The following is a 26842-nucleotide window of genomic DNA, read 5'->3' as shown; positions in this document are numbered from 1 at the left end:
CGCACCACCGACCGCGCAGCACCGCCGAGCAGTCGGTGTGACTACCGGAACCCCGCTCCGAGGGATCGATCCTGCGCGCAGCGTTCGACGGAGGAACGGACCCTTCATCCGGTTCGAGCGGGAGCGGAAGTCGAGCAGGGGAACCTTCCTGCCACTTGCGGCCCACGCGTCAGGGGACGTGACAGGAAGGTTCCCCTGCACACCTCACGCGATGTCGCGCCGGCGGCCCACGAACCACGCTCCCGCCACGAATGCGGCCGCGTAGCAGGCGAAGGTCAGCAGGCTCAGCCACCACGGGTGGTCGTAGGTGCCGCCGAAGAACAGGTGCAGCAGCTCGAAGGCCCCTCGCGGGGTGTTGGGCTCATCGGGGCCGGCGACCGCGGAGACGAACAGCGGCACCGCCAGGTTGGAGACGATGCCGTTGCCCGCCGCTGCGGGCAGGTACGGCCCGATGCCCGACAGGGTGGTTTCCATCACGCTGATCGAGACGGTGAACTCGATGACGAACTTGTAGACCAGCGGGGCGATCACCACCAGCACGGCGTTGGTGACCAGCGCTCCGAAGCCCACGCCCAGCAGCGCCCACAGCAGCATCGACAGCACTCCGGCGCCGCCGACGCTGAGCCAGTCGCCGATTCTGCCGAAGTTGGCCAGGCCGGGCCCCGCGCCGAGCAGCGCGCCGAGGCTGGCGAACAGCACGTTGGCCAGCCCGTAGGTCAGCCCGACGACCCCGCAGGCGGTCAGCTTCGCGGCGAGCACCGCGCCGCGCGGATTCGCGGTCAGGTAGGTCGCGGTGATGGTGTTGTTGCGGTACTCGCCCGCGAAGGACATCGCGCCGAACAGCAGCGCGAAGATCGTTCCGATGTTGGTCGACAGGGATACCGACAGCAGCCCCAGCGGCAGCGTGGCCTGGAACTGTTCGATCATGTCGATGAGTCCCACGAACGCGGTGCCCAGCCACCCCGCGCAGAACGCGAGCACGACGACCGGGATCAGCATCGCCCACCACAGGTTCGTGGTGAAGATCTTGCGGAACTCCGCCCGGATCAACGCAGGCATCACAGACCGGGCCCCCAGGTGCTCGTCGTCCCGTGCTGTCCCGGTGGTGGCGGTTGGCCAGGCATGGACGGACCGTAGTTCGGCCCACCGGAGAACTGACCGTTGGTCAGCTGGAAGAACAGCTGCTCAAGGTCGATGCGTTCGTCGCGCATGCCGTAGAGCGCGACGCCGCACTCGGCCGCCAGATCGGCGACCGTGGCCGAGTCTGCGCCGAGGACGGCGAGCCGACCATCGGGCAGGAACTCCACGCCGAACCCGGCCTCCTGCGCCTTGACGGTCAATTGCTGCGGGTCGGAGGCCTGGACGAGCGCACGCGAGCTCTGCGCGGCCCGGAGCTCGTCGAGGTGGCCGTCGTACACGCAGTGCCCGCGGCTGATGACCACCAAGCGGTCCGCGGTGTGCTCGATCTCGCGCAGGAAGTGACTGGACATCAGCACCGTTCGGCCACCGGCGACGAAGGCCTTGAGGAACTCGCGCAGCCAGGCGATGCCCTCCGGGTCCAGCCCGTTGGCCGGCTCGTCGAGCACCAGGATCTGCGGGTCGCCCATCAGGGCGGAGGCCAGGGCGAGGCGCTGGCGCATGCCCAGGGAGTACGAGCCGATCTTGCGGTTGGCGGCGACCTTGAGCCCGACGAGGTTGAGCGCTCGGTCGACCTGCTCGTCGGGGACGTCCATCGCGGCGGCGTAGCAGAGCAGGTGCTGGTTGGCCGTGCGGCCGGGGTGGAAACCGTGCGCGTCGAGCACGGCGCCGACCACCCCGGCCGGGTTGGGCAGCTCGGAGAACTGCAGTCCGTTGATGGTCGCGGTGCCTGAGGACGGCTGGACCAGGCCGAGGATCATGCGCAAGGCCGTGGTCTTGCCCGCCCCGTTGGGTCCGAGGAAACCGGTCACCACGCCGGGGTGCACCGTGAAGGTCAGGTTCTGCACCGCCGGGAGCTGGCCGAAGCTCTTGCTCAGCCCTTGCACGTGGATCCGGCCGCTGCCGTCGTGCACACGCTCCTCCAAGATCGCCCCTCGCCGGTCGGTCCGCGGGCGGACCCACGGGCCAGCCCGTTGGGACCATCCTGCCCGACCGGCGCGGGCGCTCGGGCGATGCGTGGGGCAATCGGTGCCGGCGTCCTCCCGGCCAGCGGCGTCAGGAGCGGGACACCACCGCTGCCCGGTAGATCTTGGTGTGATCGGTCTCCAACCGGCCGGCGAGCTGGACCGGTGGCTGGGGCGGCACGGTCGTGAGGTTGGGCCGGGTGAACTCACCGGTGTCCCAATCGCTGGGGCCGGGCCCGGTGGCGGCCACGATCGGCTCGGGGATCACCGACACGTCGGAGACCTCGTTGAGGTGCTTTCCGCTCCGCTCGGTGGTGTCGGTGTCACCTCGCGAGCGGTTCTCGCCGGTCTGGTGAGCGATCAGCTGGCGGTGCGCGGTCTCCCACACCGCGCACGGCCACGGGTTCGCGCAGGTCGTCCCCGCGCACGTGGGGCAGTGCCCGTCTTCGTCGGGCTGGTGTTCGGCGAGCACCACGAGCAGTCCGGCCGACAGCCGGTGCAGCTCGGAACGGGCGATCGATAACAGCGAATCGGCGTCCTCCTCCTCGCCCATCAATCGATCCAGCCTGTCGAGTCGATCGAGAACAGCCTTGCGCAGTGCTGTGTCCGTCACGCTTTCTCCCACCCGTAGGCGAACGTTTCGCAACCGGCGTTTTCGCCGGTGGAGAAGTCCGGGTGCGGCGATCACCCGAGCTACTCCAACGGGTGACATCGGCACTGGGTGTTTACGCCTGCACGGGCACCCGGTCAGACTCACCCCATCGAGTGGTTATCGATTCCGCTGTAATTTGGCGCCGAAGCGCTGGCTCACGTCGTCGGCAAACCCGCGATCGTGTCCTACACTGAGTGTGGCGGCCTGCTCCCGGTGACCCCCAGGCTGGTTGAGCGGGCCGCCCCTTTTGCTTCGCGGCCATTTCGCAGCGTGCCTTCTTCTATTCAACGGAAACGCGCAATGTGGAAAATCGGCGACTTCCGCTCCGCTTCGGGACAGGAATTCACGGATCCTGCCCGCAATCGCTGCCGCGAGATGAGAAGGGGAACCTTCCTGCCGCTTGTGCGGTGAAGGTTCCCCTCCTCATCCCGGTGTGACGATCAGCCGAGCACCGAGCTCAACTCGACGCTGCTGCGTCCGTGCGCCTCGGCCACCGGCCGATTGACCAGCACACCGTCGTGGGTGTTGACGCCACCGGCGAGCGCCGCGTCCGCCTTGCACGCCTGCTGCCAGCCGGACTCGGCGATGCGCAGGACGTAGGGGAGCGTCACGTTCGTCAGCGCGTGCGTGGAGGTGTTGGGCACCGCGCCCGGCATGTTCGCCACGCAGTAGAACACCGAATCGTGCACCCGGTAGGTGGGCTCGTCGTGCGTGGTCGGCCGCGAGTCGGCGAAGCAGCCGCCCTGGTCGATGGCGATGTCGACGAGCACGCTGCCCGGCTTCATCTCCGAGACCAGGTGATTGGACACCAGCTTCGGCGCCTTCGCCCCGGGGATCAGCACCGCGCCGATGACTAGGTCGGCAGCCCGGACGGACTGCTCCACGGCATAGCGGTTGGAGGCCACCGTGCGGATCTGGCCGTGGAAGTCGCGGTCGATCTCGCGCAGCTTGTCGACGTTGGTGTCCAGCAGCTCGACGTCGGAGCCCATGCCCAGCGCTACGCGCGCGGCGTTCAGGCCGGCCACGCCGCCGCCGATCACCACCACCCGAGCCGGGTGCACACCGGGCACGCCGCCCGGCAGCACGCCGCGACCGCCGCTGGGCCGCATCATCGAGTGCGCGCCCACCAGCGGCGCGAGCCGCCCGGCGACCTCGCTCATCGGAGCCAGCAGCGGAAGCCCGCCATCGGCGGTCTGCACCGTCTCGTAGGCGATGCCCGTGACGCCCGAGTCCAGCATGGCGTCGGTGAGCTCCGCCGAGGCCGCCAAGTGCAGGTAGGTGAACAGCACCTGGTCGCGCCGCATGCGCGGGTACTCCTCGGCGATGGGCTCCTTGACCTTGAGCACCAGCTCGCCCTCTGCCCACACCTCGTCGGCGGCGGGCAGCACCTTGGCCCCAGCCGCCAAGTAGTCCTCGTCGGGGATCGACGAACCGGCCCCCGCGCCGGCTTCGACGAAGACGTCGTGACCGCGGTCGGTGAGCTCGTGCACACCAGCCGGCGTGATCGCGACCCGGTACTCGTTGTTCTTGATTTCGCGAGGCACTGCGATCTTCACCGTGGAGTCCTTTCGTTGCCGTTACGGACAACGATCGGTCCAGCCGGGGCCCGGCGCATCATTCCCGCGCAATGAGATTGATCGGGGGCGTTTGTGCTACCGGCACAACCGCCGCCCGCGGTCACCGGGCGCCTCGGCAGCCGAGTGGCAGGAAGGTTCCCCTGCTCAGCCGTGCTGCGCCCACCGCTCGGCCAGCAGCTGCACCAGCAGCGCCGAACGGACGTCCGGATCGTCGAGATCGACCTCGACCAGCTGCCCGATCCGCTTCATCCGGTACCGGAAGGTGTTCGGGTGGACGCGAAGTTCCCGGCTCGCGCGTCGCGGGTCGCCGGGATGCCGCAGCCACGCGTGCAAGGTCGGCAGGTACTCCGTCCCCTGAGCGCGGTCGTGCTCCCGCAACACCGGGAGCGGTCCCAGGGAGCCCACGCCCGCGTCCGTGGAGGCCCCCGCCATCCGGCTGAGGATCAGCAGGTGCCACACGTCCTCGTACACCGCCACGCGCTGCTGCATATGTCCCGCGCGCAGCAGCGCGATCAGCTCGTCGGCCTGCGCCCGCGACCGCGGCACGTCGGCGACCGCCACGGCGGTGCCCACGGCGATCAACGGCGGCGGGGAGGCCTCGTGCGACACGAGCGCCTCGCGCAGCTCCGGCCAGCCGCCGCCGCGCGCTCGGTCGGGAACGATCGCGTACAGCACCGCGCCGGCCTCGGTGACCAGCGGCCGCCGCCCTACGCCGCGGGTGATCCACTCCCACAGCGCCAGCCGGTGTCCCTCGGCGGAATCGTCGGACTCGGGGATCTCGATGGCGATGACCCGGTGCGCCTCGTTGGGCACGGCCAGCTCGTTGGCCGCCGCCCGCCAGCCCTCGCCGCCGTCGAGCAGCAGCCGCACCTGCTCGGCGGACCGCCGCCGCTGCACGTCGGCCACCGCGCGCCACCGCAGCAACTGCAAGGCCACCAGCGGTGCGGTGTCGGCGAAGGCCGAGGCCCGTTCCTCGGAGACCGGCCCGGGCACCACCGCCCACATCGACCCCAGCAGCTCGCCGCCCATCCGGATGGGCACCACCAGCCTCGGCAGCGTGCCGTCCTGCTGAGCTGGCACGAAGATCGCCGAACTGCCCTTGGTGAGCTGCCGGAACGTGCCGCGGGAGCGGAACTTCGCCAACACGTCGTCGGGCTGGCGACGACCCATGATCGTCGAGATGCGCGCCGGATCGGTCAGGTCTTGGCGCGCCGAATGAGCCAACACCTGGGAATGCGCGTCCTCGATGGTCACCGGCGCGTCGACGACATCGGCCACCGCATCGGCCAGCCGGAACAGATCGGCCACCCCCGGATCGGCCGTGCTCTCGGACGCTTGGCCGACGCCGGTTCCCGCCATCGCCGCCCGGATCAACCACACGAGTTGTGCCCACGCAGTTCCCGCCCGCACCTCCACCAGGCCGATCCCCGAATCACGGGCGGCCTCGGCGACCTGCTCGTCGGTTCCGACGGGCGCCTTGAGCAGCACCGCAGCGGCACCCAGCTCGCCGCAGCGGCGCACCAGCTCCACCGCGCTCGGCCGGTCGCCAACCGCGATCCCGAGCACCAGATCGCCTTCGGCGGCCGAGGCCGGCTCGCCCGGCTCGGCGATGACCACGTCGCCGACGCAGACGGAGGGTTCGCCGGTGATCACCGTTCGCAGCAGGGTCGGTCCGACCCGCTCGACCAGCGCCCCGACGTCGAGCATCACCGGTCCTCCTGACGACCTGTGCCTTTGCCGGGCACTGTTAGGCAGGTCATTGACAGCTGCACTGGCACGTTTATCGTTGCTGAGCACATCGACAATCGCATATCGGCCAGCGACCCCGTGCGGGAGAGCCCCTGCCTCGAGCAGGGCGCCGAAGGAGCAAATCTCCCCAGCAAACTCTCAGGCAGCCATGACCGTGCGGGCGAGGCAACTCTGGAAAGCGCTCGTCAACGTCGACGCGCCACCCACGGTGCAAGTCGCGCCCAACGGCCGCGGTGAAGCTCTCAGGTTCCGCAACAGAGGGGGAGGCCCAGTCGGAAACCCCGGGGCGCACCACCGCGCCCCCGCAACGCCATGGAGCCTCCCGCTATGTCGACGCTGCCCACCAACCTGTCCTACACCGAAGAGCACGAGTGGATCGAGGACCGCGGCGAGGTGTCTCGCGTGGGCATCACCCAGCACGCCGCCGACGCGCTCGGCGACATCGTGTTCGTGCAGCTGCCCGACGTCGGCGAGCAGATCGAGGCCGGCCAGGCCTGCGGTGAGCTCGAGTCGACCAAGTCGGTCAGCGACCTGTTCGCGCCCGTCACCGGCGAGGTCGTGGCCATCAACGAGGCCGTGGTGGACGACCCGGCCGTGGTCAACTCCGACCCCTACGACAAGGGCTGGTTGCTCGATGTGCGCGTGACCGCCACGGGTGCGACCCTCACGGCCCAGCAGTACTCGGAATTCATCAACGAGTAGGCGCCAGCCAAAGCCCGGGACGAGGCGAGATCAATGGCGATCAGCGTCTTCGACCTGTTCTCGATCGGCATCGGACCGTCCAGCTCGCACACCGTGGGCCCGATGCGCGCAGCGCAGCGGTTCGGGTGCAGGCTGCGCGAGAACCGGCTGCTCGAGCAGGTCGACAGGGTCAAAGCGGAGTTGTTCGGTTCGCTCGGCGCTACCGGCCACGGGCACGGCAGCCCCAACGCGGTGCTGCTCGGCCTGGCGGGGCACGACCCCGAGACCGTGGATCCGGTGGCCGGAGCGCAGCGAGCCGAAGAGGTCGAGCGCACCGGCCGACTGAGGTTGGCCGGTGCGCGAGAGGTGTCCTTCTCGACCTCGCAGGACCTCGTCCTGCACCGGCGCCGGTCGCTTCCGGTGCATCCGAACGGCCTGCGCTTCACCGCCTTCGACTCCGCGGGGACCGAGCTGGATTCGGCGACTTACTACTCGGTGGGCGGCGGATTCGTCGTGGACGAGGACGCCTCCGGTTCCGACCGGGTCCAGCCCGACCGCACGGAAGTTCCCCTGCCGTTCCACACCGGTGCTGAGCTGCTGCGGCGCACCGAGGAATCGGGGCGGCCGATCAGCGGCGTCATGCTGGCCAACGAGCTGTCCCGGCGGGACGAGCGCGACGTGCGGGACGGTCTGCTGGAGATCTGGCGGGTGATGCGCGAATGCGTGGACAACGGGTGCCGCAACACCGGCGATCTTCCCGGCGGACTACGCGTGCGCAGGCGCGCGGCCGAGCTGTTCGCGGCCCTGACCGAGCAGGACGACCCCATGGAGTGGGTCACCTTGTTCGCGCTCGCGGTCAACGAGGAGAACGCCTCCGGCGGTCGTGTCGTCACCGCGCCCACCAACGGCGCGGCCGGCATCGTGCCCGCGGTGCTGCACTACTGCACGCGGTTCGTGCCGGGCGCCGACGAGGACGCGGTCGTGCGCTTCCTGCTCGCGGCCGGTGCGGTGGGCGCGCTGTTCAAGGAGAACGCGTCGATCTCCGGCGCGGAGGTCGGTTGCCAGGGCGAGGTCGGTTCGGCGTGCTCGATGGCCGCCGCAGGCCTCGCCGAGGTGCTGGGCGGCACACCGAGCCAGGTGGAGAACGCCGCCGAGATCGCGATGGAGCACAACCTCGGGCTCACCTGCGATCCGATCGGCGGATTGGTGCAGATCCCGTGCATCGAGCGCAACGCGGTCGCCTCGGTCAAGGCGATCACGGCCGCCCGCATGGCGCTGCGCGGCAACGGGACGCACTACGTGTCGCTGGACAAGGTCATCAAGACCATGCGCGAGACGGGGCGGGACATGAAGGTCAAGTACAAGGAGACCGCCCGCGGCGGACTGGCCGTCAACGTCGTGGAGTGCTGACGCTCGGCTGAGCTGAGGAAGGGAACCTTCCTGTCAGCGCGGGCTCAGAACAGCACGTAGACGATGCCGGTCGCGCCGGCCAGCATCGCCAGCGCCGCTGTCGCGGCGGGCAACGCCGCGCCCGGCAGCGGCGCGCTCGCGTGCAGCCGGCGTTCGCTGAAGCGGTGCCTGCGCCAGATCATCCAGCCGACGATCCCGCTGGCGGGAAGTGTGATCAGCGTGCAGGCCACCGCGGCCACCACGCTGTGGTGGGCGATCAGGCGCAGCAGCACGAGCAAGCTCGCGGTGAAGGCGAGGACCGTTCGCAGCCAGGCCAGGGTGGTGCGTTCGACCTGCAGTCCCGGGTCCCACGGGTGTTTGGCCATCGGCTAGACCCAGGTGACGAAGAGCAGGACGCAGGCGATCACACCCACGACCGCCAGCCCGTAGCCGAGGACGGGAGCGAGCTTCGGCGCCGGCAGCGGGCGGCTTCGCCGCAGCGCGCGTTCGGCCGTCATCCAGCGGGTGAAAGCCGTTGCGCTGCAGAGCACGCCAGCGAGGAGGAGGCTGACGGCGAGCACGGTGCGCACGGCGCTGGGCTGATCGGTGACGGCGTTGAGCGCCTCGATGCCGACGCCTCCGGCCATCAACGCCAGCGCGGTGCGGATCCACGCGAGGAAGGTGCGCTCGTTGGCGAGGGTGAACCTGGGGTCGGGTTCGTCGCCCTCGCCGTAGACCCGTCGCGGCCAGCGCTCGGAGCCGTGGTCGCCATCGGTTGCCATGGCTCAACAGTAACCGGTGGCGATCGGCAGCTCGGTGGACGTCTTGGCCGGTCACGATGCGTCCCAGGGGTGGGGCGGCGCGTGATCGGAGGATTCAGAAGGCGAACACGCCAGCGGTCCTGCTGGCTGCGATGCAGGCGTTGGAGAAGGTGTCGACGTAGTCGACGGCCCTCCCGTCGTAGACGCCGGTTGCGCGCACCGTCACGGGGTCGTAGATGAGCGGGCACAAGCCGTTGCCCCCGTCGATCGCGTGGAAATCCCCCTCGACGTCGGTGATCGCCTCGCAGGCCGCGCCGGGGTCGGGGTGAGTGCCCGCATCCGGGCCGCAGGAGAGCATTGCCGTGCGGAGGTCCTTGGCGTCGTGACCGCTGATCGTCAGGTTCACCACGCCCAGGTGCGCTCGCTGCTGGTCCGCGGCGGTTGCGGCGGGCGCCAGCGCTCCCGCGGCCATCGCCGCGGCGAGCAGGGCCGTACCGACGAGTCTTGGTGAATCCATTTCTTCCCCTCCCGATCGGTATGTCCGCAATGGACCGATCGCTTCACTGCCTATCGCCGGGAGGGGGAGATCCGCTGGGCAACGACGGCATGATCACCGGAACGTGGTTCGCCCGTTGCGGGGGTGGTCACGCGGCGTCATCGAATCGGGCAAATCCGGCATGATCTGGATCGCTCGGTTGAGGGGTGGGAGTCTGCGCGGCGCCAGGTCCGACGCGGGTGCGGTGCCCGTCGTCGCCCGCGGCGTTGACAGGAAGGTGCCCTTCTGCGGATCAGCGCACGTGGGTCCGAATCACGTCGTTGACCGCGCGCTGGAAGCCGTTGACCAGAACTTGGATCGTCAGCGGCCGCAGCTGGTCGGTGGCCGCGCGCACCCGTTCCCGCTCGTCGTCCGGGCGGCCGTGCTCCATGTAGGGGCGCAGCACGTTGGTGGCGAACAGCTCGCGCAGCTCGGTGGCGATCTGCGCGGTGTGCTGCTCGACGATGTCCTTGGCCTGCACAAGCATCTCCAGCGGCAGCCCGAGGTTGAGGATCTGCAGGCCCACGCCCAGCATCGCCGGGCTCGGCAGGCGCAGGTCGTCGGAGCCCTCGATGCGCTCCAGGATTCCCAGCTCCACGAGCTGGTTGATCAGATCGTCGTCGAGGTGCTGTCCGGCGCGGCGGTCGAGCTCGTGGCGGTCGAGGTCTTCGACGTGCTCATCGGTCCACGGCGCGATCAGCGCGCGCTGCAACGCGAGTTCGTCGGGCGAAGCGTCCTCGGGCAGTCGCTGCAGGTGGCGCTCGATCGCCTGGAGCGTGAACCCGAGGGTCTGCAGCTCGCGGATCAGCTCCAGGCGCGCCAGGTGCTCGGCGCCGTACAAGCCCAGGCGGCCGCGCAGGCGTGGCGCCGGCAGCAGGCCGCGCGACGAGTAGAACCGCACCGTACGCACGGTCACTCCGGCGCGGGCGGCCAGTTCGTCGATGGTGAGCTCTTCGTCCGCTGTTCGGAGCATGCCCGTCACGTTACTCCCCGGCTGCTGTAACACCAACGATGTCACATAGCTCCGGTGCGGGGCTTCGCGAACCTTGACGTCTATGACACCAACTGTGTAACACTAAGTGCGTCGCGATTCGTGTGTCGCGCGACACAGCCTCGCGCGCGAGGGGCGTCGTTGAACGGGGACGGCCAGGCCGCGCCGGAGAAGAGGAGTTGGTGTGACGTCGCAGAGCGGTCCGCTTGCCGGGGTCAAGGTCGTCGAGCTGGCCGGGCTGGGCCCGGCTCCGTTCTGCGCGATGCTGCTCGCCGACCTGGGCGCAGATGTCGTCCGGGTGGACCGGCCCAATGCCCCGGCAGGCCAGGACCTGCTCAACCGGGGAAAACGGTCCGTGCAGGTGGACCTCAAGCACGAGCAGGGACCTCAAGCAGTGCTGGGGCTGGCCGAGAAGGCCGAGGTGCTGCTCGAAGGCCTGCGCCCGGGGGTGACCGAAAGGCTCGGTGTCGGGCCGGAGGACTGCTGGAAGGCCAATCCCGCGCTGGTCTACGGCCGCATGACCGGCTGGGGGCAGGAGGGCCCGTTGGCGTCCACAGCGGGTCACGACATCGGCTACATCTCGCTGACCGGCATGCTGCACGCCATCGGCCGCAAGGACGGGCCGCCCCAGGTGCCGGCCAACCTCGTCGGAGACTTCGGCGGCGGAGCGATGTACCTGGCCGTCGGTGTGCTCGCCGCTCTGCTCGAAGCGCGCACCAGCGGCGAGGGGCAAGTCGTCGATGCCGCGATCGTGGACGGCACGACGCACCTGGGCGCGATGCTGTTCGGCTTCCTCGGCGCGGGGGGCTGGAGCACCGATCGGGGAACGAACCTCCTGGACACCGGGGCTCCTTACTACGACGTCTACGAGACGTCGGACGGGCGGTACGTCTCCGTCGGCGCGTTGGAACCGCAGTTCTACGCCGAACTGATCGACAAGCTCGGCATCGCCGACCGAGTTTCCGACCGCGACGACGCTGCCGAATGGCCGAAGTTGCGCGAGGTGCTCGCGGCGACCTTCAAGCAGCGCACCCGCGACGAGTGGGCCGAGATCTTCGCCGAGTCCGATGCCTGCGTCGCCCCGGTGCTGTCGATGACCGAAGCCGAGGACCACCCGCACATGGCCGCGCGACGAACCCTGGTGCGCCGCGACGGCACGCTGCAACCCGCACCCGCCCCGCGCTTCAGCCGCACGCCCAACCCGGATCCGGGCGAGATCGCAGCGCCCGGAGCGCACACCGAGCAGGTGCTGCGGGACTGGGGGCTGGCGCAGGAATACCTGGACTCCGGTGCGATGCGTGCGGCGCAATGACAGGAAAGCTCCCACGTTCGCGCCGGAGCTGTCCGACCCGAGATTGACAGGAAGGTTCCCTTCCTCGTTCTGCCCAACGACCCGGAAGGACGCGTAGCCATGCGCAGGGAGTTGTTCGAGCCCGAGCACGAGGCGTTCCGCGAGACCGTTCGCACGTTCGTCGCCAAGGAGCTCCAGCCGCACACCGCCGAGTGGGAAGAGGCCGGTCAGGTCAGCCGGGATGCCTGGTTGGCCGCGGGGGCGCAGGGGCTGCTGGGCTTCGCCGTCGACGAGGACTACGGCGGTGGGGGAGTCGACGACTTCCGGTTCAACGTCGTGTTCAACGAAGAGCTCGTCTCCGGCGGGATCTCCGGGTTCGGTTCCCCGCTGCACAACGACATCGTCGCGCCCTACCTGATGAAGCTGGCCACCGAGGAGCAGAAGCAGCGTTGGCTGCCGGGCTTCTGCAGCGGCGAGACGATCAGCGCGATCGCGATGACCGAGCCGGGCGCGGGAAGCGACCTCCAGGGCATTCGCACCACCGCGATCCGCGACGGTGACCACTACGTGCTCAACGGGCAGAAGACCTTCATCTCCAACGGCATCATGTCGGACCTGGTCATCGTGGTCGCGCGCACCGACCCGGACCCGGAGGCCGGGCACCACGGCATCAGCCTGCTGGTCGTCGAGCGCGGCATGGAAGGCTTCGAGCGCGGGCGAAACCTCGACAAGATCGGGCAGAAGGCGCAGGACACCGCCGAGCTGTTCTTCAACGACGTGCGGGTGCCCGCCGAGAACCTCCTCGGCGAGGAGGGGCAGGGCTTCATCTACCTGATGCAGAACCTGCCGCAGGAGCGGCTGTCGATCGCGATCGCTTCCGCGGCCACCGCGGAGAAGGTCCTCGGCTTCACCAAGGACTACTGCCGCGAGCGCACCGCGTTCGGTCGTCCCATCGGCAAGTTCCAGAACACCCGCTTCGAGCTGGCCGAGATGGCGACCGAGGTCGAGATCGGGCGGGTCTTCACGGACCGTTGCGTGCAGGAGCACGTCCGCGGTGAACTGGATATCGAGCACGCCGCGATGGCCAAGTGGTGGCTCAGCGAGCTCAACAAGCGCGTGGTGGATCGCTGCCTGCAGTTGCACGGCGGGTTCGGGTACATGACCGAGTACCCGGTGGCCAAGGCCTTCCTGGACTCGCGGGTCCAGACGATCTACGGCGGCACCACGGAGATCATGAAGGAGATCATCGGCCGTTCCATGGGGTTCTGAGCCGCGGGCGCGCGGCGGCCATGGCGAGGAGGCTTGTGGCGTGGACTGGATCGTCGCTCCGGACGGCGCGGGCCGCGCGCTGCGCGATGTCGTGCCGTCGACGCTGGCCGCTCTGGGCGTCGACGGGTTCGTCGACACCATCGGCCTCCCGCCGTGCCGCACGGCTTGCGTGCTGCTCGTGGACGGTCTCGGAGAACAGCTGCTCCGCGAGCACGCCGCCGACGCGCCCTTCCTGGTCGGCCTGCTCGGCGCACCCCCGCTGACCGCGGGCTTTCCCACGACGACGGTCACCAGCATCACCTCGTTGGGCACCGGGCTCTGCGCAGGCGAGCACGGGCTGGTGGGTACCTCGTTCGCCGAGCCGAGCGGCGGCTTGCTGCACTCGTTGCGGTGGAGCACGCACGGAACATCGGCCGATGCCAACGGGAACCGGCGGAGTCTGATCGAGGAGTGGCCGCCCGAGCAGGTTCAGCCCGCCCGCACCGTGCTGGAGGCCGCCGCGGCCGCGGGGGTCGACGTCCGCACCGCGGTGCCCGCGCAGTTCCGCGGCACCGGCTTCACCCGGGCATCGTTGCGCGGCGGTGCCTTCCGCGGCGTGCTGGAGTTCGGCGATCTGGCGGCGGAACTGATCGACGCGGCCAACGCCGACAGCACCACGCTCTGCTACGGCTACCACGGCGGGCTGGACATGATGGGGCACCTGCACGGCCCCGGCTCCCCGCAGTGGCGGTTGCAGCTGGGGCAGATCGATCGATTGGTGCAGGCAGTCGCCGAGCAGCTAGCTCCTGGCGCGGTGCTGGTCGTCGTCGCAGATCACGGCATGGTTTCCCTGGAGCCCTCCGAGGCGTTCGACGCCGATACCGATCAGGTGCTGCAGGACGGGGTCCGGTTGCTCGGCGGCGAAGCCCGGGTCCGCCACGTCTACGTCGAGCCCGGTGCGCGCGAGGCGGTGCTCGCGGCTTGGCGGGAGACGATCGGTGAGCACGGCATCGTGCTCACCGGTGAGCAGGTCATCGAAGAGGGGTGGTTCGGCCCGGTGGTCACCGACGCGGCGCGGGAGCGGATCGGTGACGTGTTGGCGATCATGCGCGCCGGCGGGGTGGTTCGCTCGCTCGCCGAGCCGGGGGAGTCGGCGATGCGCGGCCACCACGGCTCGCTCACTGCCGAGGAACAGCTGATCCCGATCCTGGTCGCAGGGGGCTGAGCACCATGGCTGACCCGGGCCTGTTCGGGCCGAACACGGTCACGTGGCACCTGCACGCCGATCCGACCATGTGGGCCGCCGGGATCACCAGCCTGTTCCTGCAATCGCTGCATCCGCGTGCGGTGGCCGCGGTCGTGCAGAACTCGCGCTTCCAGCAGGACCCGGTGGGCAGGTTGCTCCGCACGGGCAGGTTCGTGGGCGTGAGCACCTACGGCACCACGGAGGAAGCCGAATCGGCGGCTGCGCGGGTCCGCAAGGTGCATCGCACGTTGAGCGCGACCGACCCGCGCACAGGAGAGCCGATCCACCTGGACGACCCGGACCTGCTGCTGTGGGTGCACTGCGCGGAAGTCGCGTCCTTCTCCGCGGTGGTGCGGGCCGCGGGCTTCCCGCTAACCGACGACGCCCACGACCGCTACCTCGACGAGCAGCGGCGCTCCGCTGCGTTGGTCGGTCTCGACCCCGAGCGGGTTCCCGGGTCGCGGGCGGAGATGAACGAGTACTTCCAGCGCGTTCGCCCCGAGCTGGCGCGCACCGACGACTCCGAGCTGGTGGTGCGGTTCCTGCACCATCCCTTCAACCGCTGGTACCTGCGGCCGGTCAATCTCGGCTACCAGCCGCTGGGGCGGTTGGCGTACGCGCAGCTTCCGGACTGGGCCAAGGCGTTGCACGGGCGACGCGGCCTGCCGCGGTCGGTCGCGAGAGCGGGGCTGCGCGGCTTCCGCGCCGCGGGCCGGGCTGTCCCGGATCGGATCCGGTATCGGTGGCCCAGCGGTCACGTGCCGCGTGCGGTGCAGCGGCTGGGCCCGCAGGCCTACCCGTCGTTGACGAAGCTGCCCGAGCGGTAGAGCAGGAGGGGAACCTTCCTCGCACGAACCCGTGGTCGTGGAAGGGAACCTTCCTGTCGAGCGGGAAGAAGTATTCCCTGGTAAGTCTTCGGCGGTCGTCTCCGCGCATCCGCAGGGTCACAATTGAGACGAGCAGGCTCTTCTTGTCGAACTCTTGTATCTATGTTGTAAACAACCTAGGGTTTCCGCTAGTGGAACTGCTTTTTCGCGAAGTGGAAGTTCTTTCGGGAGGCTGACGATGCCGTCGACGAGTCTCGAACCCGATTCGCGGACCCTGCCCGATGCAGCGGTGCGCGAGTTCCGGGCGGCGCTGCCGGATGGCGCTGTCATCACCGATCCCCAGCGTTTGCGGACCTACGAGTGCGACGGCCTGGCCAGTCATCGGGTCGTGCCCGCCGTGGTGGTGCTGCCCGAAACGGCCGAGCAGGTTCAGCAGGTGGTCAAGACCTGCGCCAGGCACGGTGTTCCCTTCGTGGCGCGCGGGGCGGGCACCGGGCTTTCCGGCGGGGCGTTGCCGCACTCCTCCGGGGTGCTGGTGGTGACCTCGAAGATGCGCCGCATCCTCGAGATCGACGCGGCCAACGAGCGGGCCGTGGTCGAGCCCGGCGTGATCAACCTGGACGTGACCAAGGCCGCCGCGCCGCAGGGCTACTACTTCGCGCCGGATCCCTCGAGCCAGCAGGTCTGCTCGGTCGGCGGCAACGTGGCGGAGAACTCCGGCGGTGCGCACTGCCTGAAGTACGGCTTCACCACCAACCACATCCTCGCCCTGGAGGTCGTCACCCCGGACGGCGATCTCATCGAGCTCGGTTCCTCGGCGCGCGAGGCCCCCGGATACGACCTGTTGGGGACCTTCATCGGCAGCGAGGGAACCCTGGGCGTGGTCACCAAGATCACCGTGCGGTTGTTGCGCAAGCCCGAATCCGTCCAGACCCTGCTGGCCGGCTTTCCCTCCACCGACGAGGCGGGCGGAGCGGTGTCGGCGATCATCGCCGACGGCGTCACGCCCGCGGCGATCGAGATGATGGACGCGCTGTCCATCGAGGCCGCGGAACAGGCGGTGCAGTGCGGCTACCCGGAGGGCGCGGGAGCAGTGCTGGTCGTCGAGCTCGACGGTCCTTCCGCCGAGGTCGAGCACACCTTCGCCGAGGTGGAACGCCACTGCCGCGCGCACGGTGCCTTCGAGATCCGGGTGGCCGCCGACGACAACGAGCGCGCCATGATCTGGAAAGGTCGCAAATCGGCCTTCGCCGCGGTCGGTCGCATCAGTCCCGACTACATCGTCCAGGACGGTGTCATCCCCCGCACCGCACTGCCCGAGGTCCTCGGACGCATCGCTCGCCTGTCGGCCGAGAGCGGAGTGCGGGTGGCCAACGTCTTCCACGCCGGCGACGGCAACCTCCACCCGCTGGTGCTGTTCGACGACGCCGAGCCCGGTGCGGGCGAACGAGCCGAAGAGGTCTCCGGGGCGATCCTGGACCTGTGCATCGAGCACGGCGGTTCCATCACCGGTGAGCACGGCGTCGGCGCCGACAAGGTCAAGTACATGGGCCGGATGTTCACCGCCGACGACCTCGACACCATGCAACGCGTGCGTTGCGCGTTCGACCCGGTCGGGATCTGCAATCCCGGCAAGGTGTTCCCGACGCCGCGGCTGTGCGGGGAAGTGCCCGGCCGCCGCAAGGGCGTGCATCCACTGACCGAAGCGGGATTGGCGGAGCAGTTCTGATGCCGACGAAGACCACAGACGCCGCGCGCGACGCACTGGTGGCCGCGTTGGGCGCCGACCGGGTTCGCCCGGCCGCAGAGGCCGACGAGATCGCCGGCGTGCGCCCGCAATGGGTTGCCTCGGTCGAGGACACCGCGCAGACCGCCACCGCGATGAAGATCGCCTACGAGCACGAGCTGCGCGTCGTGCCCAAGGGATCGGGCAGCAAGCTCGATTGGGGCGCTCCGCCGCAGGAAGTCGATCTGCTGCTGGACCTCTCGCCGGCCAACCAGGTCATCGAACACGCCGCCGGCGACCTCGTCGTCCGGGCGCTCGCGGGAACGCCGATCGCCGACATCAACGCCGTGGTCGGCCAAGGCGGCCAGCAGCTGGCCATCGACCAGCCGCTGCCGACCGCGACGGTGGGCGGCGTCGTCGCCACCGCGACCTCCGGGCCGGGCAGGCACCTGTTCGGCGGGGTTCGCGACCTACTGATCGGCATCACCGTGGTTCTCGCCGACGGAACCGTGACCACCGCTGGAGGCAAGGTCGTCAAGAACGTCGCCGGCTACGACCTCGGCAAGATGTACACCGGATCGTTCGGCACTCTCGGCGTGATCACCGAGGCCGTGTTCCGACTGCACCCGGTCGCCGCCGAGCACCGGTGGATCTCGGTCACCAGCCCGACCCCCGCCGAAGCGGTCGCGGCCGCGGACATCATTCGCACCTCGCAGGCCATGCCCACCGCCATCGAGATCGATCGGCCTCGGTCCGATGGCTCCCTGACGGTGTGCGCGCAACTGGAGGGACGCCCTTCTGTCACCCAGGCACGTGCGCTGGAACTGGCCGCGACCGTGGGCGACGACGCCGAGGTGAGCGAAAAGCCCCCCTCGTGGTGGGGGCAGCAGGCCTTCGAGCCCGCCGGAACCGGGCTGCGGGTGGGCGCTGAACCGGCCGCGATGCGCGGCTTGCTCGAGTCGATCGCCGAGTGCGCCGGTGACCTGCCGGTCCTGGTGCGCGGCGCGGTCGGGCTGGGAGCGCTGCACCTGGGGTTGCCGGCTGCCGCCGAGGCCACCGCGATCGCGGAGTTCGTGGGGAAGCTGCGCGATCGCTCCGAATACGCGGTCGTGGAATGCGCGCCGCGCGCCGTCCTCGACCTCGTTGACCCGTGGGGGCCGGTTGCCCCGGGTGTGCAGACCCTCATGCGTCGCAGCAAGGACCAGTTCGATCCGCAACACCGGCTGGCCCCCGGCCGGTTCGTGGGAGGAATCTGATGACCGAGACCCCGGCCCGGCACGGCGCCTTCGACGCGTTCAACCCGCCGCAGCGCGACCTCATCGACGACTGCGTCCACTGCGGGTTCTGCTTGCCCAGTTGCCCCACCTACGAGCTGTGGGGCGAGGAGATGGACTCCCCGCGCGGGCGCATCTACCTGATGAAGGAAGGGTTGGAAGGCGAACCGCTCACCGACAACGTGGTCGAGCACTTCGACGCCTGCCTCGGGTGCATGGCGTGCGTGACCGCTTGCCCCTCGGGCGTGCAGTACGGGACGTTGATCTCCGAAACTCGCGCCCAGGTCGAGCGCAACCACGAGCGCGGGCGTTGGGAGAAGTTGCTGCGCACCGCCATCTTCACGCTCTTCCCGTATCCCAAGCGGCTGCGGGCGATGCGCGGGCCGCTGGCCCTCTACCAGAAGTCTCGGCTGGGGCGGTTGCTCAAGCGCAGCGGGTTGCTGTCCAAGCTGCCGGAGGGCCTGCAGGTCATGGAGTCCCTGGCGCCGCCGATCTCGCGCGGGGAAAGGCTCCCTTCCCGCGTGCCGGCGCGCGGGGAGAAGCGGGCCACCGTCGGTCTGATCACCGGGTGCGTCCAATCGGCGTTCTTCCCGGACGTCAACGCCGCCACCGCTCGGATCCTGTCCGCCGAGGGCTGCGACGTGGTGATCCCGCCGGGGCAGGGTTGCTGCGGTGCGCTCAGCGAACACTCGGGTCGCGAGGAGGAGGCCATCGGGTTCGCCCGCGAGCTCCTCGACACCTTCGAGAAGTCCGAGGTGGACTACGTCGTGATCAACTCCGCGGGCTGCGGCTCCACGCTCAAGGAGTACCCCCGGCTGCTGCAGCACGACCCCGCGTACAAGGCCAAGGCCGAGAAGTTCTCCGAGCGCGTGCGCGACATCTCGGAGGTGCTCGTCGAGCTCTCCCCGGTCGCCGAGCGGCACCCGCTGCCGGTGAGCATCGCCTATCACGACGCCTGCCACCTGGCCCATGGCCAGGGCATCCGCAGCCAGCCCCGAGATCTGCTGCGCGGGATTCCGGGACTGAAGCTCAGCGAGATCAACAGGCCTGAACTGTGCTGCGGCTCGGCGGGCGTCTACAACCTCCTGCAGCCCGAGCCCGCGCGAGAGCTCGGGGACCGCAAGGCCGAGAACGTGCTGGCCACCGGCGCGCAGCTGCTGGTGACCGCCAACCCCGGTTGCTCCATGCAGATCCGCACCGCCCTGGAGCGGCGCGGCGAGCAGATGTCCATGGCGCACACGGTGCAGGTGCTCGACGCGTCCATCCGCGGTCTCGACGTGGGCACCCTGCTGCGCTGAGCTGTCGGTGAGACGAAGGCGGGGTCGCGCTGCGGCCCCGCCTTCTGCTGTCGGTTGGCGCGAGCAAGGGAACCTTTCTCCCGAGCGGTCCAGGTCGGCGGGTGTGACAGCGAGGTTCCCCTCCTGGCTGCCGCCGGTGCACGCGTCCGTACCGCAACAGTCATTGACTGTGACAGCATCGGTGTCACACTCTGAGTGGAGTACCTGCCGCAACGAGGAGGCACGCCACCAATGTCCGAGGCGTTCGTCTACGACGCGATCCGCACACCGCGGGGTCGCGGGAAGAAATCCGGGTCGCTGCACGGGGTGAAGCCGATCTCCCTGGTCGTAGGCCTGATCGAAGAATTGAAGCGGCGCCACCCGCAGCTCGATCCGGCGCTCATCGACGACGTAGTGCTCGGCGTCGTCACGCCCGTTTCCGATCAGGGCGGCGACATCGCCAAGACCGCAGCGCTGGCGGCGGGCCTGCCCGACACCGTCAGCGGCGTGCAGCTCAACCGCTTCTGCGCTTCCGGCTTGGAGGCGGTCAACACCGCCTCGCAGAAGGTTCGCTCGGGCTGGGAGGACGCCGTGCTCGCCGGCGGCGTCGAATCGATGTCGCGCGTGCCGATGGGCACCGACGGCGGTGCCTGGGCGATGGACCCCGAGACCAACTACGAGACATCGTTCGTGCCGCAGGGCATCGGTGCCGATCTCATCGCCACGATCGAGGGCTTCGACCGCGCGACCGTGGATGCCTTCGCCGCCGAGTCGCAAACCCGCGCCGCCAAGGCGTGGGCCGATGGGCGCTTCGCCAACTCGGTGATCCCGGTACGCGACCGCAACGGTTCCGTGGTGCTCGACCGCGACGAGCACATCCGCGTCGGCACCACCGCGGAGAGCCTCGGCGGTCTCAAGCCGTCGTTCGCCGACATGGGCGAGATGGGCGGTTTCGACGCGGTCGCGCTGCAGAAGTACCACTGGGTCGAGCAGATCGACCACGTGCACACCCCGGGCAACTCCTCGGGCATCGTCGACGGTGCCGCGCTCGCGCTGATCGGCAGCGAGGCGCTCGGCGACCGCACCGGGCTCAAGCCTCGTGCGCGGGTCGTTTCCGCCGCGTTGTCGGGCGCCGACCCGACGATCATGCTGACCGGCCCCGGCCCGGCGGTGCGCAAGGCGCTGGACAAGGCCGACATGAGCATCGACCAGGTCGACCTCGTCGAGATCAACGAGGCCTTCGCGGCCGTCCCGCTGAAGTTCATGAAGGAATTCGGCCTCAGCCACGACAAGGTCAACGTCAACGGCGGTGCCATCGCCATGGGCCACCCGCTGGGTGCCACCGGCGCGATGATCCTGGGCACCGTCATCGATGAGCTCGAACGCCGCAACCAGCGCTACGGCCTGGCAACCCTGTGCGTCGGCGGAGGCATGGGTATCGCGACCATCGTCGAACGGATCGGCTGAAGGACACATCTGACATGAGCGAGCAGAACACCATCCGCTGGGAGTCCGACGCCGACGGCATCGTCGTGCTGACCCTGGACGACCCGCAGCAGCAGGCCAACACCATGAACGCGCGCTACCAGCGCAGCATGGACGAGACCGTGCAGCGCCTGGAGGACGAGCGCGACAACATCACGGGCGTGATCATCACCTCCGCGAAGAGCACCTTCTTCGCGGGCGGCGACCTGCGCGAACTCATCCGGGCGCGTCCCGACGACGCCGACGCGGTCGCCGAGACCACCGGCAACGTCAAGAAGCAGCTGCGTCGGCTGGAAACCCTCGGCAAGCCCGTTGTCGCCGCGCTCAACGGCACCGCGCTCGGCGGTGGCCTGGAAATCGCCCTGGCGTGCCACCACCGCATCGCGCTGAACAACCCCAAGGCCCGTTTCGGGTTCCCCGAGGTCCAGCTCGGGCTGCTGCCCGGCGCAGGCGGTGTCGTGCGCAGCGTGCGGCTGCTCGGCATCGCCGAGGCGCTGATGGGCGTGCTGCTGCAGGGCCAGCAGCTGCGCCCGGAGAAGGCGCTCAAGACCGGGCTCATCGACGAGATCGTCGAGACCGAGGGCGAGCTGATCTCCAAGGCCAAGGAGTGGATCAAGGTCAACCCGGAGGCCGCCCAGCCGTGGGACACCGCGGGCCACAAGATCCCCGGGGGAACCCCGTCGAACCCCAAGTTCGCCGCGAACCTGCCCGCGTTCCCCTCGAACCTGCGCAAGCAGATCAAGGGAGCCCCCATGCCGGCTCCGCGCAACATCATGGCCGCGGCCGTCGAGGGCAGCCAGGTCGACGTCGACACCGCGCTGGAGATCGAGGGACGCTACTTCCTGGAACTGCTGTGCGGGCAGACCTCGAAGAACATGAGCAAGGCGTTCTTCTTCGACCTGCAGCACATCAACTCCGGAGGGAGTCGTCCCGACGACGTCCCGCAGTACCGCGCCCGCAAGGTGGCGGTCCTCGGTGGCGGCATGATGGGTGCCGGCATCGCCTACGTCTGCGCGAGGGCCGGGATGGAGGTCGTGATCAAGGACGTCTCCCTGGCCAACGCCGAGAAGGGCAAGGACTACTCCGCCAAGCTGGTGGAGAAGGCCGTCGCGAAGGGGCGTTCCACGCAGGAGCAGGCCGACGAGCTGCTGGCCCGCATCACGCCCACCGACCAGGTCGACCCGCTCGCGGGCGCGGATCTGGTGATCGAGGCCGTCTTCGAAGACACCAAGATCAAGCATCAGGTGTACGCCGAGATCGAGGACGTCATCGACGACGACGCGCTGATCTGCTCGAACACCTCGACGCTGCCGATCACCGGGCTGGCCGAGGGCGTGCGGCGCCGCGAGGACTTCATCGGCCTGCACTTCTTCTCCCCGGTCGACAAGATGCCGCTGGTGGAGATCATCTGCGGCAAGGAGACCAGCGAGCGCGCGCTGGCCCGCGCGTTCGACGTGGTCCAGCAGATCAAGAAGACGCCGATCGTGGTCAATGACAGCCGCGGATTCTTCACCAGCCGCGTCATCGGCACCTTCCTCAACGAGGGCGTGGCGATGCTGGCCGAGGGCGTGCACCCGGCCAGCATCGAGCAGGCCGCTTCCCAGGCCGGGTTCCCCGCTCCTGTGCTCCAGCTCTTCGACGAGCTGACGCTGACGTTGCCGCGCAAGATTCGCGACGAGTCCAAGCGCGCGATCGAGGCGGAAGGCGGCACCTGGACTCCGCACCCGGCCGAGAAGGTCCTGGACCGCATGGTCGACGAGTTCGACCGCAAGGGTCGTTCCAGCGGGGCCGGTTTCTACGAGTACGCCGACGGCAACCGCACGCGGTTGTGGCCGGGTCTGGTGGAGCGCTTCGGCGCTGCCGAGGTCGACCAGGCCCAGATCGACCTCGCCGACCTCCAGGAGCGGATGCTGTTCGTGGAGGCCATCGAAACGGTCAAGTGCCTCGACGAGGATGTGCTGCGATCGGTGCCCGACGCCAACATCGGCTCCATCATGGGCATCGGCTTCCCGCCGTGGACCGGTGGTGTGGTGCAGTACATGAACGGTTACCCGGGCGGTCTGGCCGGGTTCGTCGCTCGCGCCGAGCAGCTCGCCGAGCGCTACGGCGAGCGGTTCCGGCAACCGCAATCGCTGGTGCAGCGCGCTGAGAAGGGCGCTCCGTTCGACATCGGTGAGCCCGATTCGGGCGTGGTCGACGCGACCGCCGCTGCCTGAGGCAGGGCGCAGAAAAAGCGCCGGGTCCTTCGCGGGCCCGGCGCTTCTTCGTCAACTGAGCTTTCAGCCCTGCGGGTGGTCGACCACCGGCGCGTTGACGCAGGACGGGGTCTGCGGCGACAGGATCGGCACCACGGCGCCCAGCACGGCGGCGTTGTTGCCGCACAGCTGCACCGGGACGGCGCTGATGTTGTTGTCGTTACCGGCGTTGACGCCCTCGTTGTCCGCGCTGTCGGCGAACGCCGGGCCGGCCAGGGCGAGCATGGCGGTGGCGACGCCGGCCGCGCCGGCGATACGTGCAGCGGTACGCACTGTGGTTCTCCTTATGATGGCGTTTCTTCACGAAGGCCGTGAATCCCATTGCGGTGCAAGGTAAATGCGCCAGGCATTCACGTTGCTCGCGCGGCAGAGTCTGCGATACGGCCAGCTGGCGAGTCGAACTCAAACCGCCGTTTCCGGCCAAGTTCCCACCATGGGGTGATCCGAAGTCCGTTTTGTCCATAGGGGACAGTCGGTTTCCCTTGCGGGAACAACGAATTCCCGCCGCGTCAGCGGGTCAGGCCCTGCCCCACCTGCTGGATCGGGGCGTCGGCGACGCCACCAACCGTCTTGTCGACCTTGTTCAGCACCGGCGCGTTGGCCGTGGCCGGCAGCACGTCGCTCGGCTGCGCCAGCGTCACCGGCTCGCCGGAGGTCTGCAGCGGGTTGTTCTTCAGGGTGGGCATGAGAAGGCCCGCCGGGTCGGCGATCGGGTCGTTCTCGTAGCCCTGCGCGGCGGTCGCCTCCACGGCGGTGTCCGCTGCGGAGAAGCCCTCGTGGCTGGGCTGGCGCGGGCCGACCTTGAAGTCCAGCAGGGACGCCGAGTCGGTGTGCTCGTGCACCACGCCCACGTGCTCGGGCTGGACCGAGCCGCTCACGGTCGGGCGGGTCTTGGTCATGTTCGAAACGCGCGTGGTCTCGGCGAACACGTGGCCGAGCACGCGGTTCGGCTTGCCGGGGGCGAGCAGCTGACGTCCGTCCTGCAGCTCGCCGGCGGCCCCATGGGCGGTCTTGGTGATGTCCGCCCCGACCTGCTTGATGACGTTGGGCGAGTTGGCGCCCAGCTGCGCGTCCACGCAGGGTGCCTTGGTCGGGCTGAACGCCGGCCCTTCCTGCATCTGGCAGGCATTGGCCGGAGCCTCGGCGTTGATCGTGTCCGGAACCGCCGAGAGGTCCGGCTTTTGGATGTCGCTGGTGCCGGCGGCGTTCGCGGCGCCGGCACCAGCGGTGGCGAAGCCCGCGGCCATGATGGCCACCTTGGCGGTGCGCGTGGTCCAGGAGCGCAAGATTCGTTCTCCTCGAGTCAGAAGTGTTGGCACGGCTGACTCCGTATCGGAGGCCATAAACACGATCTTGACCCCGCCGCATCAGATGCAGCACGAACGAGTGAAACGGGCCCATGCTCGCGCGGCTCGTGCGCAATAGGTTCCCATGCTCGCCCGCCGAGGTGGGAGGCGGCAGGAAGGTTCCCTTGCTCGGTGTCGGCGCTAGAGCCCCGCGGCCAGGCTCGGGGCCATGAGCGACATCAGGTGTTCGGTGGCCTTCTCGGCGGTGACCTCCGGGCGCTGCTCCCGCCACAGCGCCAGGCGCTCGCAGGCGCCGATGATCGATTCGGCGAAGGCTTCGAGCTGTTCGTCGTCGAGATCGGAGCGGATGTTGCCCAGCAGGCCCGCGGTGAAGTCCCGCTGCTGGATGCGGATGGATTCCAGCTCGGTGTTCACCGAGGCGTCCGGGAGGGAGAACTCGTTTCGCAGGAGCGCCCACGCCTGGCCGTGGTCGTCGCTGAACCGGAAGAACGCCAGCAGGCAGTCGTAGAGCAGCTGCTCGGGGCCCTCGGCCGCAGCCGCCGCGTGGCTGGTGGCTTCGAGCAGCTCGCGCTTGCAGCGCTGCAGGCAGGCCAGCAGCAAGCCTTCCTTGGAGCCGAAGTACTCGTAGAGCATCGGCTTGGACAGCCCCACTTCCGCGGCGATCTCGTCCATCGAGGTGGACTGGTAGCCCGCGTTGGCGAACACGCGTTCGGCCACGCCGAGGATCTGCTTCTCCCGCTCGGCGCGGGGCATCCGCTTGCGGGGCTGGTCCGGTGCTTGCGCGCTGCTCACGAACTCGACCCTACCGGAAGTAACCTACCCGTAGTAGCCTACTTGGCAGTAGCTAGCTGTGCCGGTGTCCGAGGAGGGGCCTGATGGTGCAACGGCAGTCGCCTGACCAGCGTCGATACGAGACCTCGGTGGTCATTGTCGGGACGGGGTTCTCCGGGCTCGGCATGGCGATCAGGCTCAAGCAGGCCGGCATCGATGACTTCATCGTGCTGGAGAAGTCCTCGGACCTGGGAGGCACCTGGCGGGACAACACCTACCCGGGCTGCGCCTGCGATGTGCCCTCGCTGATGTACTCGTTCTCCTTCGAGCAGAACCCGAACTGGTCGCGGATGTTCGCCGAGCAGGGGGAGATCAACGAATACCTGCAGCACTGCGCCGACAAGTACGGGGTGCGCGAGCACATCCACTACGGCGTGGAGTTCACCGGCGCTGAGTACGACGAGCAGGCCAAGCTCTGGACCGCGGCCACCGGTGACGGGACCGAGTACGTCGGCCGGGCGCTGGTCTCGGGCGTGGGTGCCCTGCACCTGCCGATGTACCCGCAGCTCTCCGGCGTGGAGCGGTTCCAGGGCGAGATCTTCCACTCCGCGGAGTGGAACCACGACTACGACTTGCGCGGCAAGCGGGTCGCCGTGGTCGGCACCGGCGCCAGCGCCATCCAGTTCGTGCCCAAGGTCGCCGAGCAGGCCGAGCAGTTGCACCTGTTCCAGCGCACGCCGCCGTGGATCCAGCCCAAGCCCGACCGCGCGATCCCGGAGGGCCTGAAGAAGGTCTTCCGGCGAGCCCCGCTGGTCCAGCGCGCTGCGCGGGCGGCGCTCTACTGGGTCCTGGAGGCCAGGTACCTCGCCGTGTTCAACAAGCGCTTCGGCAAGCTCGCCGAGCAGATGTCCAAGCGCTACATCCGCAAGGCCATCAAGGACCCCGAGCTGCGCGAGGCGGTCACGCCGAACTACGCGATGGGTTGCAAGCGCATCCTGCTCTCCAACGACTACTACCCGGCGCTGAACCGCTCCAACGTCGATGTCACCACCAGCGGCGTGGCCGAGGTGAAGGAGGGCTCGGTGGTCACCGGAGACGGCCGGGAGCACGAGGTCGACGCGATCATCTACGGCACCGGCTTCCACGTCACCGACGCCTACAGCCACCTGTCGATCATCGGCCGCGACGGCCGCAAGCTCCAGGACGACTGGCGCGACGGCATGTACGCCCACCTGGGCATCACCGTCTCCGGCTACCCGAACCTGTTCTTCCTGCTCGGCCCGAACACCGGACTCGGGCACAACTCCGTGGTGTTCATGATCGAATCGCAGATCAACTACGTGATGGACTGCCTCAAGCCGATCGTCAAGGGCAAGGTCGGCCAGGTCGACGTCCGCAAGTCCGCGCAGGACGAGTTCCTCGAGCAGATGCACTCCTCGCTCGAGGGCGAGGTCTGGTCCGCGGGCGGGTGCCAGAGCTGGTACCTCGACGAGAACGGCGTGAACCGCACGCTGTGGCCGGGCTTCACCTGGAAGTACTGGATGCGCACCAAGAAGGTCGACCTCGCGGAGTACGAAGTCGTCGCGCGCTGAGGGGTTGAGCGTCGCGAGCCCCGTTGTGGCTTCGCACGGGCGTTCGATATAGTGGCCCGGTCACTGTCGAGCAGTCCCGTTGTTGGGGCGCACCCGAGCTAGGGGC

Annotated in this window: 24 protein-coding genes and 2 riboswitches; of the genes, 12 read left to right on the top strand and 12 right to left on the bottom strand. The window is 69.1% G+C overall.

Annotated features, from left to right (window positions below; genetic code table 11):
- Positions 1–204: 204 nt before the first annotated feature.
- From ACFQRI_RS06380 to ACFQRI_RS06360, 5 genes are all read right to left on the bottom strand, one after another.
- On the bottom strand, positions 205–1059 hold the full coding sequence (locus ACFQRI_RS06380) for an ABC transporter permease (RefSeq protein WP_380665444.1): 855 nt from the start codon (positions 1057–1059) through the stop codon (positions 205–207).
- Positions 1059–2051, bottom strand: coding sequence for an ABC transporter ATP-binding protein (locus tag ACFQRI_RS06375; RefSeq protein ID WP_380665572.1), 993 nt, complete (start codon positions 2049–2051; stop codon positions 1059–1061). The genes ACFQRI_RS06380 and ACFQRI_RS06375 overlap by 1 nt, the downstream gene beginning before the upstream one ends.
- Positions 2052–2193: 142 nt before the next feature.
- Entirely contained in the window at positions 2194–2715 is a 522-nt protein-coding gene (locus ACFQRI_RS06370; protein WP_380665442.1) for a hypothetical protein, read from the bottom strand.
- Between the two features lie 479 nt (positions 2716–3194).
- Positions 3195–4310, bottom strand: a complete 1116-nt coding sequence (gene ald / locus ACFQRI_RS06365; protein ID WP_380665440.1) for an alanine dehydrogenase — start codon at positions 4308–4310, stop codon at positions 3195–3197.
- Between the two features lie 165 nt (positions 4311–4475).
- Positions 4476–6038, bottom strand: coding sequence for a PucR family transcriptional regulator (locus ACFQRI_RS06360; protein WP_380665570.1), 1563 nt, complete (start codon positions 6036–6038; stop codon positions 4476–4478).
- A 113-nt stretch (positions 6039–6151) separates the two neighbouring features.
- A riboswitch (glycine riboswitch) is annotated at positions 6152–6245 on the top strand.
- A riboswitch (glycine riboswitch) is annotated at positions 6246–6348 on the top strand.
- A 59-nt stretch (positions 6349–6407) separates the two neighbouring features.
- Here ACFQRI_RS06360 and gcvH point away from each other — a divergent pair.
- The gene (gene gcvH / locus ACFQRI_RS06355; protein WP_380665438.1) at positions 6408–6782 is read left to right on the top strand and encodes a glycine cleavage system protein GcvH; all 375 of its coding nucleotides are present in this window, start codon (positions 6408–6410) and stop codon (positions 6780–6782) included.
- 33 nt (positions 6783–6815) lie between these two features.
- Entirely contained in the window at positions 6816–8171 is a 1356-nt protein-coding gene (locus ACFQRI_RS06350) for an L-serine ammonia-lyase (RefSeq protein WP_380665436.1), read from the top strand.
- A 44-nt stretch (positions 8172–8215) separates the two neighbouring features.
- Here the strand turns inward: ACFQRI_RS06350 and ACFQRI_RS06345 are convergent, their stop codons facing one another.
- From ACFQRI_RS06345 to ACFQRI_RS06330, 4 genes are all read right to left on the bottom strand, one after another.
- Complete coding sequence (locus ACFQRI_RS06345; RefSeq protein ID WP_380665434.1) at positions 8216–8536, bottom strand: DUF202 domain-containing protein; 321 nt, start codon at positions 8534–8536, stop codon at positions 8216–8218.
- A gap of 3 nt (positions 8537–8539) precedes the next feature.
- Complete coding sequence (locus ACFQRI_RS06340; protein WP_380665432.1) at positions 8540–8932, bottom strand: YidH family protein; 393 nt, start codon at positions 8930–8932, stop codon at positions 8540–8542.
- Between the two features lie 94 nt (positions 8933–9026).
- Entirely contained in the window at positions 9027–9428 is a 402-nt protein-coding gene (locus ACFQRI_RS06335; protein WP_380665430.1) for an SSI family serine proteinase inhibitor, read from the bottom strand.
- Positions 9429–9699: 271 nt separating this feature from the next.
- Positions 9700–10419 carry a MerR family transcriptional regulator gene (locus ACFQRI_RS06330; protein ID WP_380665428.1) on the bottom strand — a complete coding sequence of 240 codons (720 nt, stop codon included), beginning with the start codon at positions 10417–10419 and terminating at the stop codon, positions 9700–9702.
- Between the two features lie 202 nt (positions 10420–10621).
- Here ACFQRI_RS06330 and ACFQRI_RS06325 point away from each other — a divergent pair, with 202 nt between their 5' ends.
- From ACFQRI_RS06325 to ACFQRI_RS06285, 9 genes are all read left to right on the top strand, one after another.
- Positions 10622–11749, top strand: coding sequence for a CaiB/BaiF CoA transferase family protein (locus tag ACFQRI_RS06325; RefSeq protein ID WP_380665426.1), 1128 nt, complete (start codon positions 10622–10624; stop codon positions 11747–11749).
- Positions 11750–11848: 99 nt separating this feature from the next.
- Positions 11849–12997: an acyl-CoA dehydrogenase family protein gene (locus ACFQRI_RS06320; RefSeq protein WP_380665424.1), complete on the top strand. Its 1149-nt coding sequence runs from the start codon at positions 11849–11851 to the stop codon at positions 12995–12997.
- Between the two features lie 40 nt (positions 12998–13037).
- Positions 13038–14201 (top strand): alkaline phosphatase family protein, encoded by a 1164-nt coding sequence (locus ACFQRI_RS06315; protein ID WP_380665422.1) that lies wholly within the window; start codon positions 13038–13040, stop codon positions 14199–14201.
- 5 nt (positions 14202–14206) lie between these two features.
- A complete protein-coding gene (locus ACFQRI_RS06310; protein ID WP_380665420.1) occupies positions 14207–15049 on the top strand; it encodes an oxygenase MpaB family protein in 843 nt (280 codons plus the stop codon).
- A gap of 238 nt (positions 15050–15287) precedes the next feature.
- On the top strand, positions 15288–16778 hold the full coding sequence (locus ACFQRI_RS06305; protein WP_380665418.1) for an FAD-linked oxidase C-terminal domain-containing protein: 1491 nt from the start codon (positions 15288–15290) through the stop codon (positions 16776–16778).
- Entirely contained in the window at positions 16778–18031 is a 1254-nt protein-coding gene (locus ACFQRI_RS06300) for an FAD-binding oxidoreductase (RefSeq protein ID WP_380665416.1), read from the top strand. Before ACFQRI_RS06305 ends, ACFQRI_RS06300 begins: the two co-directional genes overlap by 1 nt.
- Positions 18031–19347 (top strand): (Fe-S)-binding protein, encoded by a 1317-nt coding sequence (locus ACFQRI_RS06295; protein ID WP_380665414.1) that lies wholly within the window; start codon positions 18031–18033, stop codon positions 19345–19347. Before ACFQRI_RS06300 ends, ACFQRI_RS06295 begins: the two co-directional genes overlap by 1 nt.
- Before the next feature lie 231 nt (positions 19348–19578).
- Positions 19579–20793, top strand: a complete 1215-nt coding sequence (locus ACFQRI_RS06290; protein WP_380665412.1) for an acetyl-CoA C-acetyltransferase — start codon at positions 19579–19581, stop codon at positions 20791–20793.
- Positions 20794–20807: 14 nt separating this feature from the next.
- Complete coding sequence (locus ACFQRI_RS06285) at positions 20808–23027, top strand: 3-hydroxyacyl-CoA dehydrogenase NAD-binding domain-containing protein (protein WP_380665410.1); 2220 nt, start codon at positions 20808–20810, stop codon at positions 23025–23027.
- A 63-nt stretch (positions 23028–23090) separates the two neighbouring features.
- Here the strand turns inward: ACFQRI_RS06285 and ACFQRI_RS06280 are convergent, their stop codons facing one another.
- The 3 genes from ACFQRI_RS06280 to ACFQRI_RS06270 all read right to left on the bottom strand — a co-directional run bounded on the left by ACFQRI_RS06280 (position 23091) and on the right by ACFQRI_RS06270 (position 25165).
- The gene (locus ACFQRI_RS06280) at positions 23091–23339 is read right to left on the bottom strand and encodes a hypothetical protein (RefSeq protein ID WP_380665408.1); all 249 of its coding nucleotides are present in this window, start codon (positions 23337–23339) and stop codon (positions 23091–23093) included.
- Between the two features lie 236 nt (positions 23340–23575).
- On the bottom strand, positions 23576–24352 hold the full coding sequence (locus ACFQRI_RS06275; protein ID WP_380665406.1) for a hypothetical protein: 777 nt from the start codon (positions 24350–24352) through the stop codon (positions 23576–23578).
- Positions 24353–24553: 201 nt separating this feature from the next.
- Positions 24554–25165: a TetR/AcrR family transcriptional regulator gene (locus tag ACFQRI_RS06270; protein WP_380665404.1), complete on the bottom strand. Its 612-nt coding sequence runs from the start codon at positions 25163–25165 to the stop codon at positions 24554–24556.
- 83 nt (positions 25166–25248) lie between these two features.
- On the opposite strand from ACFQRI_RS06270, the gene ACFQRI_RS06265 reads away from it, so the two are divergent.
- Positions 25249–26736 carry a flavin-containing monooxygenase gene (locus ACFQRI_RS06265; RefSeq protein ID WP_380665402.1) on the top strand — a complete coding sequence of 496 codons (1488 nt, stop codon included), beginning with the start codon at positions 25249–25251 and terminating at the stop codon, positions 26734–26736.
- Positions 26737–26842: the final 106 nt, after the last annotated feature.

The organism is Saccharopolyspora griseoalba, from assembly GCF_042665275.1.
Taxonomy (GTDB): Bacteria; Actinomycetota; Actinomycetes; order Mycobacteriales; family Pseudonocardiaceae; genus Saccharopolyspora; species Saccharopolyspora griseoalba.
This window is presented reverse-complemented; position numbering and strand designations above follow the sequence as displayed.

What these genes read in the sequence shown, in the direction of transcription:
- ACFQRI_RS06380 (WP_380665444.1), bottom strand. Translation starts at nt 1,059, where the DNA reads ATGCCTGCGTTGATCCGGGCGGAGTTCCGCAAGATCTTCACCACGAAC.
- ACFQRI_RS06360 (WP_380665570.1), bottom strand. Translation starts at nt 6,038, where the DNA reads ATGCTCGACGTCGGGGCGCTGGTCGAGCGGGTCGGACCGACCCTGCTG.
- gcvH (WP_380665438.1), top strand. Translation starts at nt 6,408, where the DNA reads ATGTCGACGCTGCCCACCAACCTGTCCTACACCGAAGAGCACGAGTGG.
- ACFQRI_RS06350 (WP_380665436.1), top strand. Translation starts at nt 6,816, where the DNA reads ATGGCGATCAGCGTCTTCGACCTGTTCTCGATCGGCATCGGACCGTCC.
- ACFQRI_RS06345 (WP_380665434.1), bottom strand. Translation starts at nt 8,536, where the DNA reads ATGGCCAAACACCCGTGGGACCCGGGACTGCAGGTCGAACGCACCACC.
- ACFQRI_RS06340 (WP_380665432.1), bottom strand. Translation starts at nt 8,932, where the DNA reads ATGGCAACCGATGGCGACCACGGCTCCGAGCGCTGGCCGCGACGGGTC.
- ACFQRI_RS06335 (WP_380665430.1), bottom strand. Translation starts at nt 9,428, where the DNA reads ATGGATTCACCAAGACTCGTCGGTACGGCCCTGCTCGCCGCGGCGATG.
- ACFQRI_RS06330 (WP_380665428.1), bottom strand. Translation starts at nt 10,419, where the DNA reads ATGCTCCGAACAGCGGACGAAGAGCTCACCATCGACGAACTGGCCGCC.
- ACFQRI_RS06320 (WP_380665424.1), top strand. Translation starts at nt 11,849, where the DNA reads ATGCGCAGGGAGTTGTTCGAGCCCGAGCACGAGGCGTTCCGCGAGACC.
- ACFQRI_RS06310 (WP_380665420.1), top strand. Translation starts at nt 14,207, where the DNA reads ATGGCTGACCCGGGCCTGTTCGGGCCGAACACGGTCACGTGGCACCTG.
- ACFQRI_RS06305 (WP_380665418.1), top strand. Translation starts at nt 15,288, where the DNA reads ATGCCGTCGACGAGTCTCGAACCCGATTCGCGGACCCTGCCCGATGCA.
- ACFQRI_RS06300 (WP_380665416.1), top strand. Translation starts at nt 16,778, where the DNA reads ATGCCGACGAAGACCACAGACGCCGCGCGCGACGCACTGGTGGCCGCG.
- ACFQRI_RS06295 (WP_380665414.1), top strand. Translation starts at nt 18,031, where the DNA reads ATGACCGAGACCCCGGCCCGGCACGGCGCCTTCGACGCGTTCAACCCG.
- ACFQRI_RS06290 (WP_380665412.1), top strand. Translation starts at nt 19,579, where the DNA reads ATGTCCGAGGCGTTCGTCTACGACGCGATCCGCACACCGCGGGGTCGC.
- ACFQRI_RS06285 (WP_380665410.1), top strand. Translation starts at nt 20,808, where the DNA reads ATGAGCGAGCAGAACACCATCCGCTGGGAGTCCGACGCCGACGGCATC.
- ACFQRI_RS06265 (WP_380665402.1), top strand. Translation starts at nt 25,249, where the DNA reads ATGGTGCAACGGCAGTCGCCTGACCAGCGTCGATACGAGACCTCGGTG.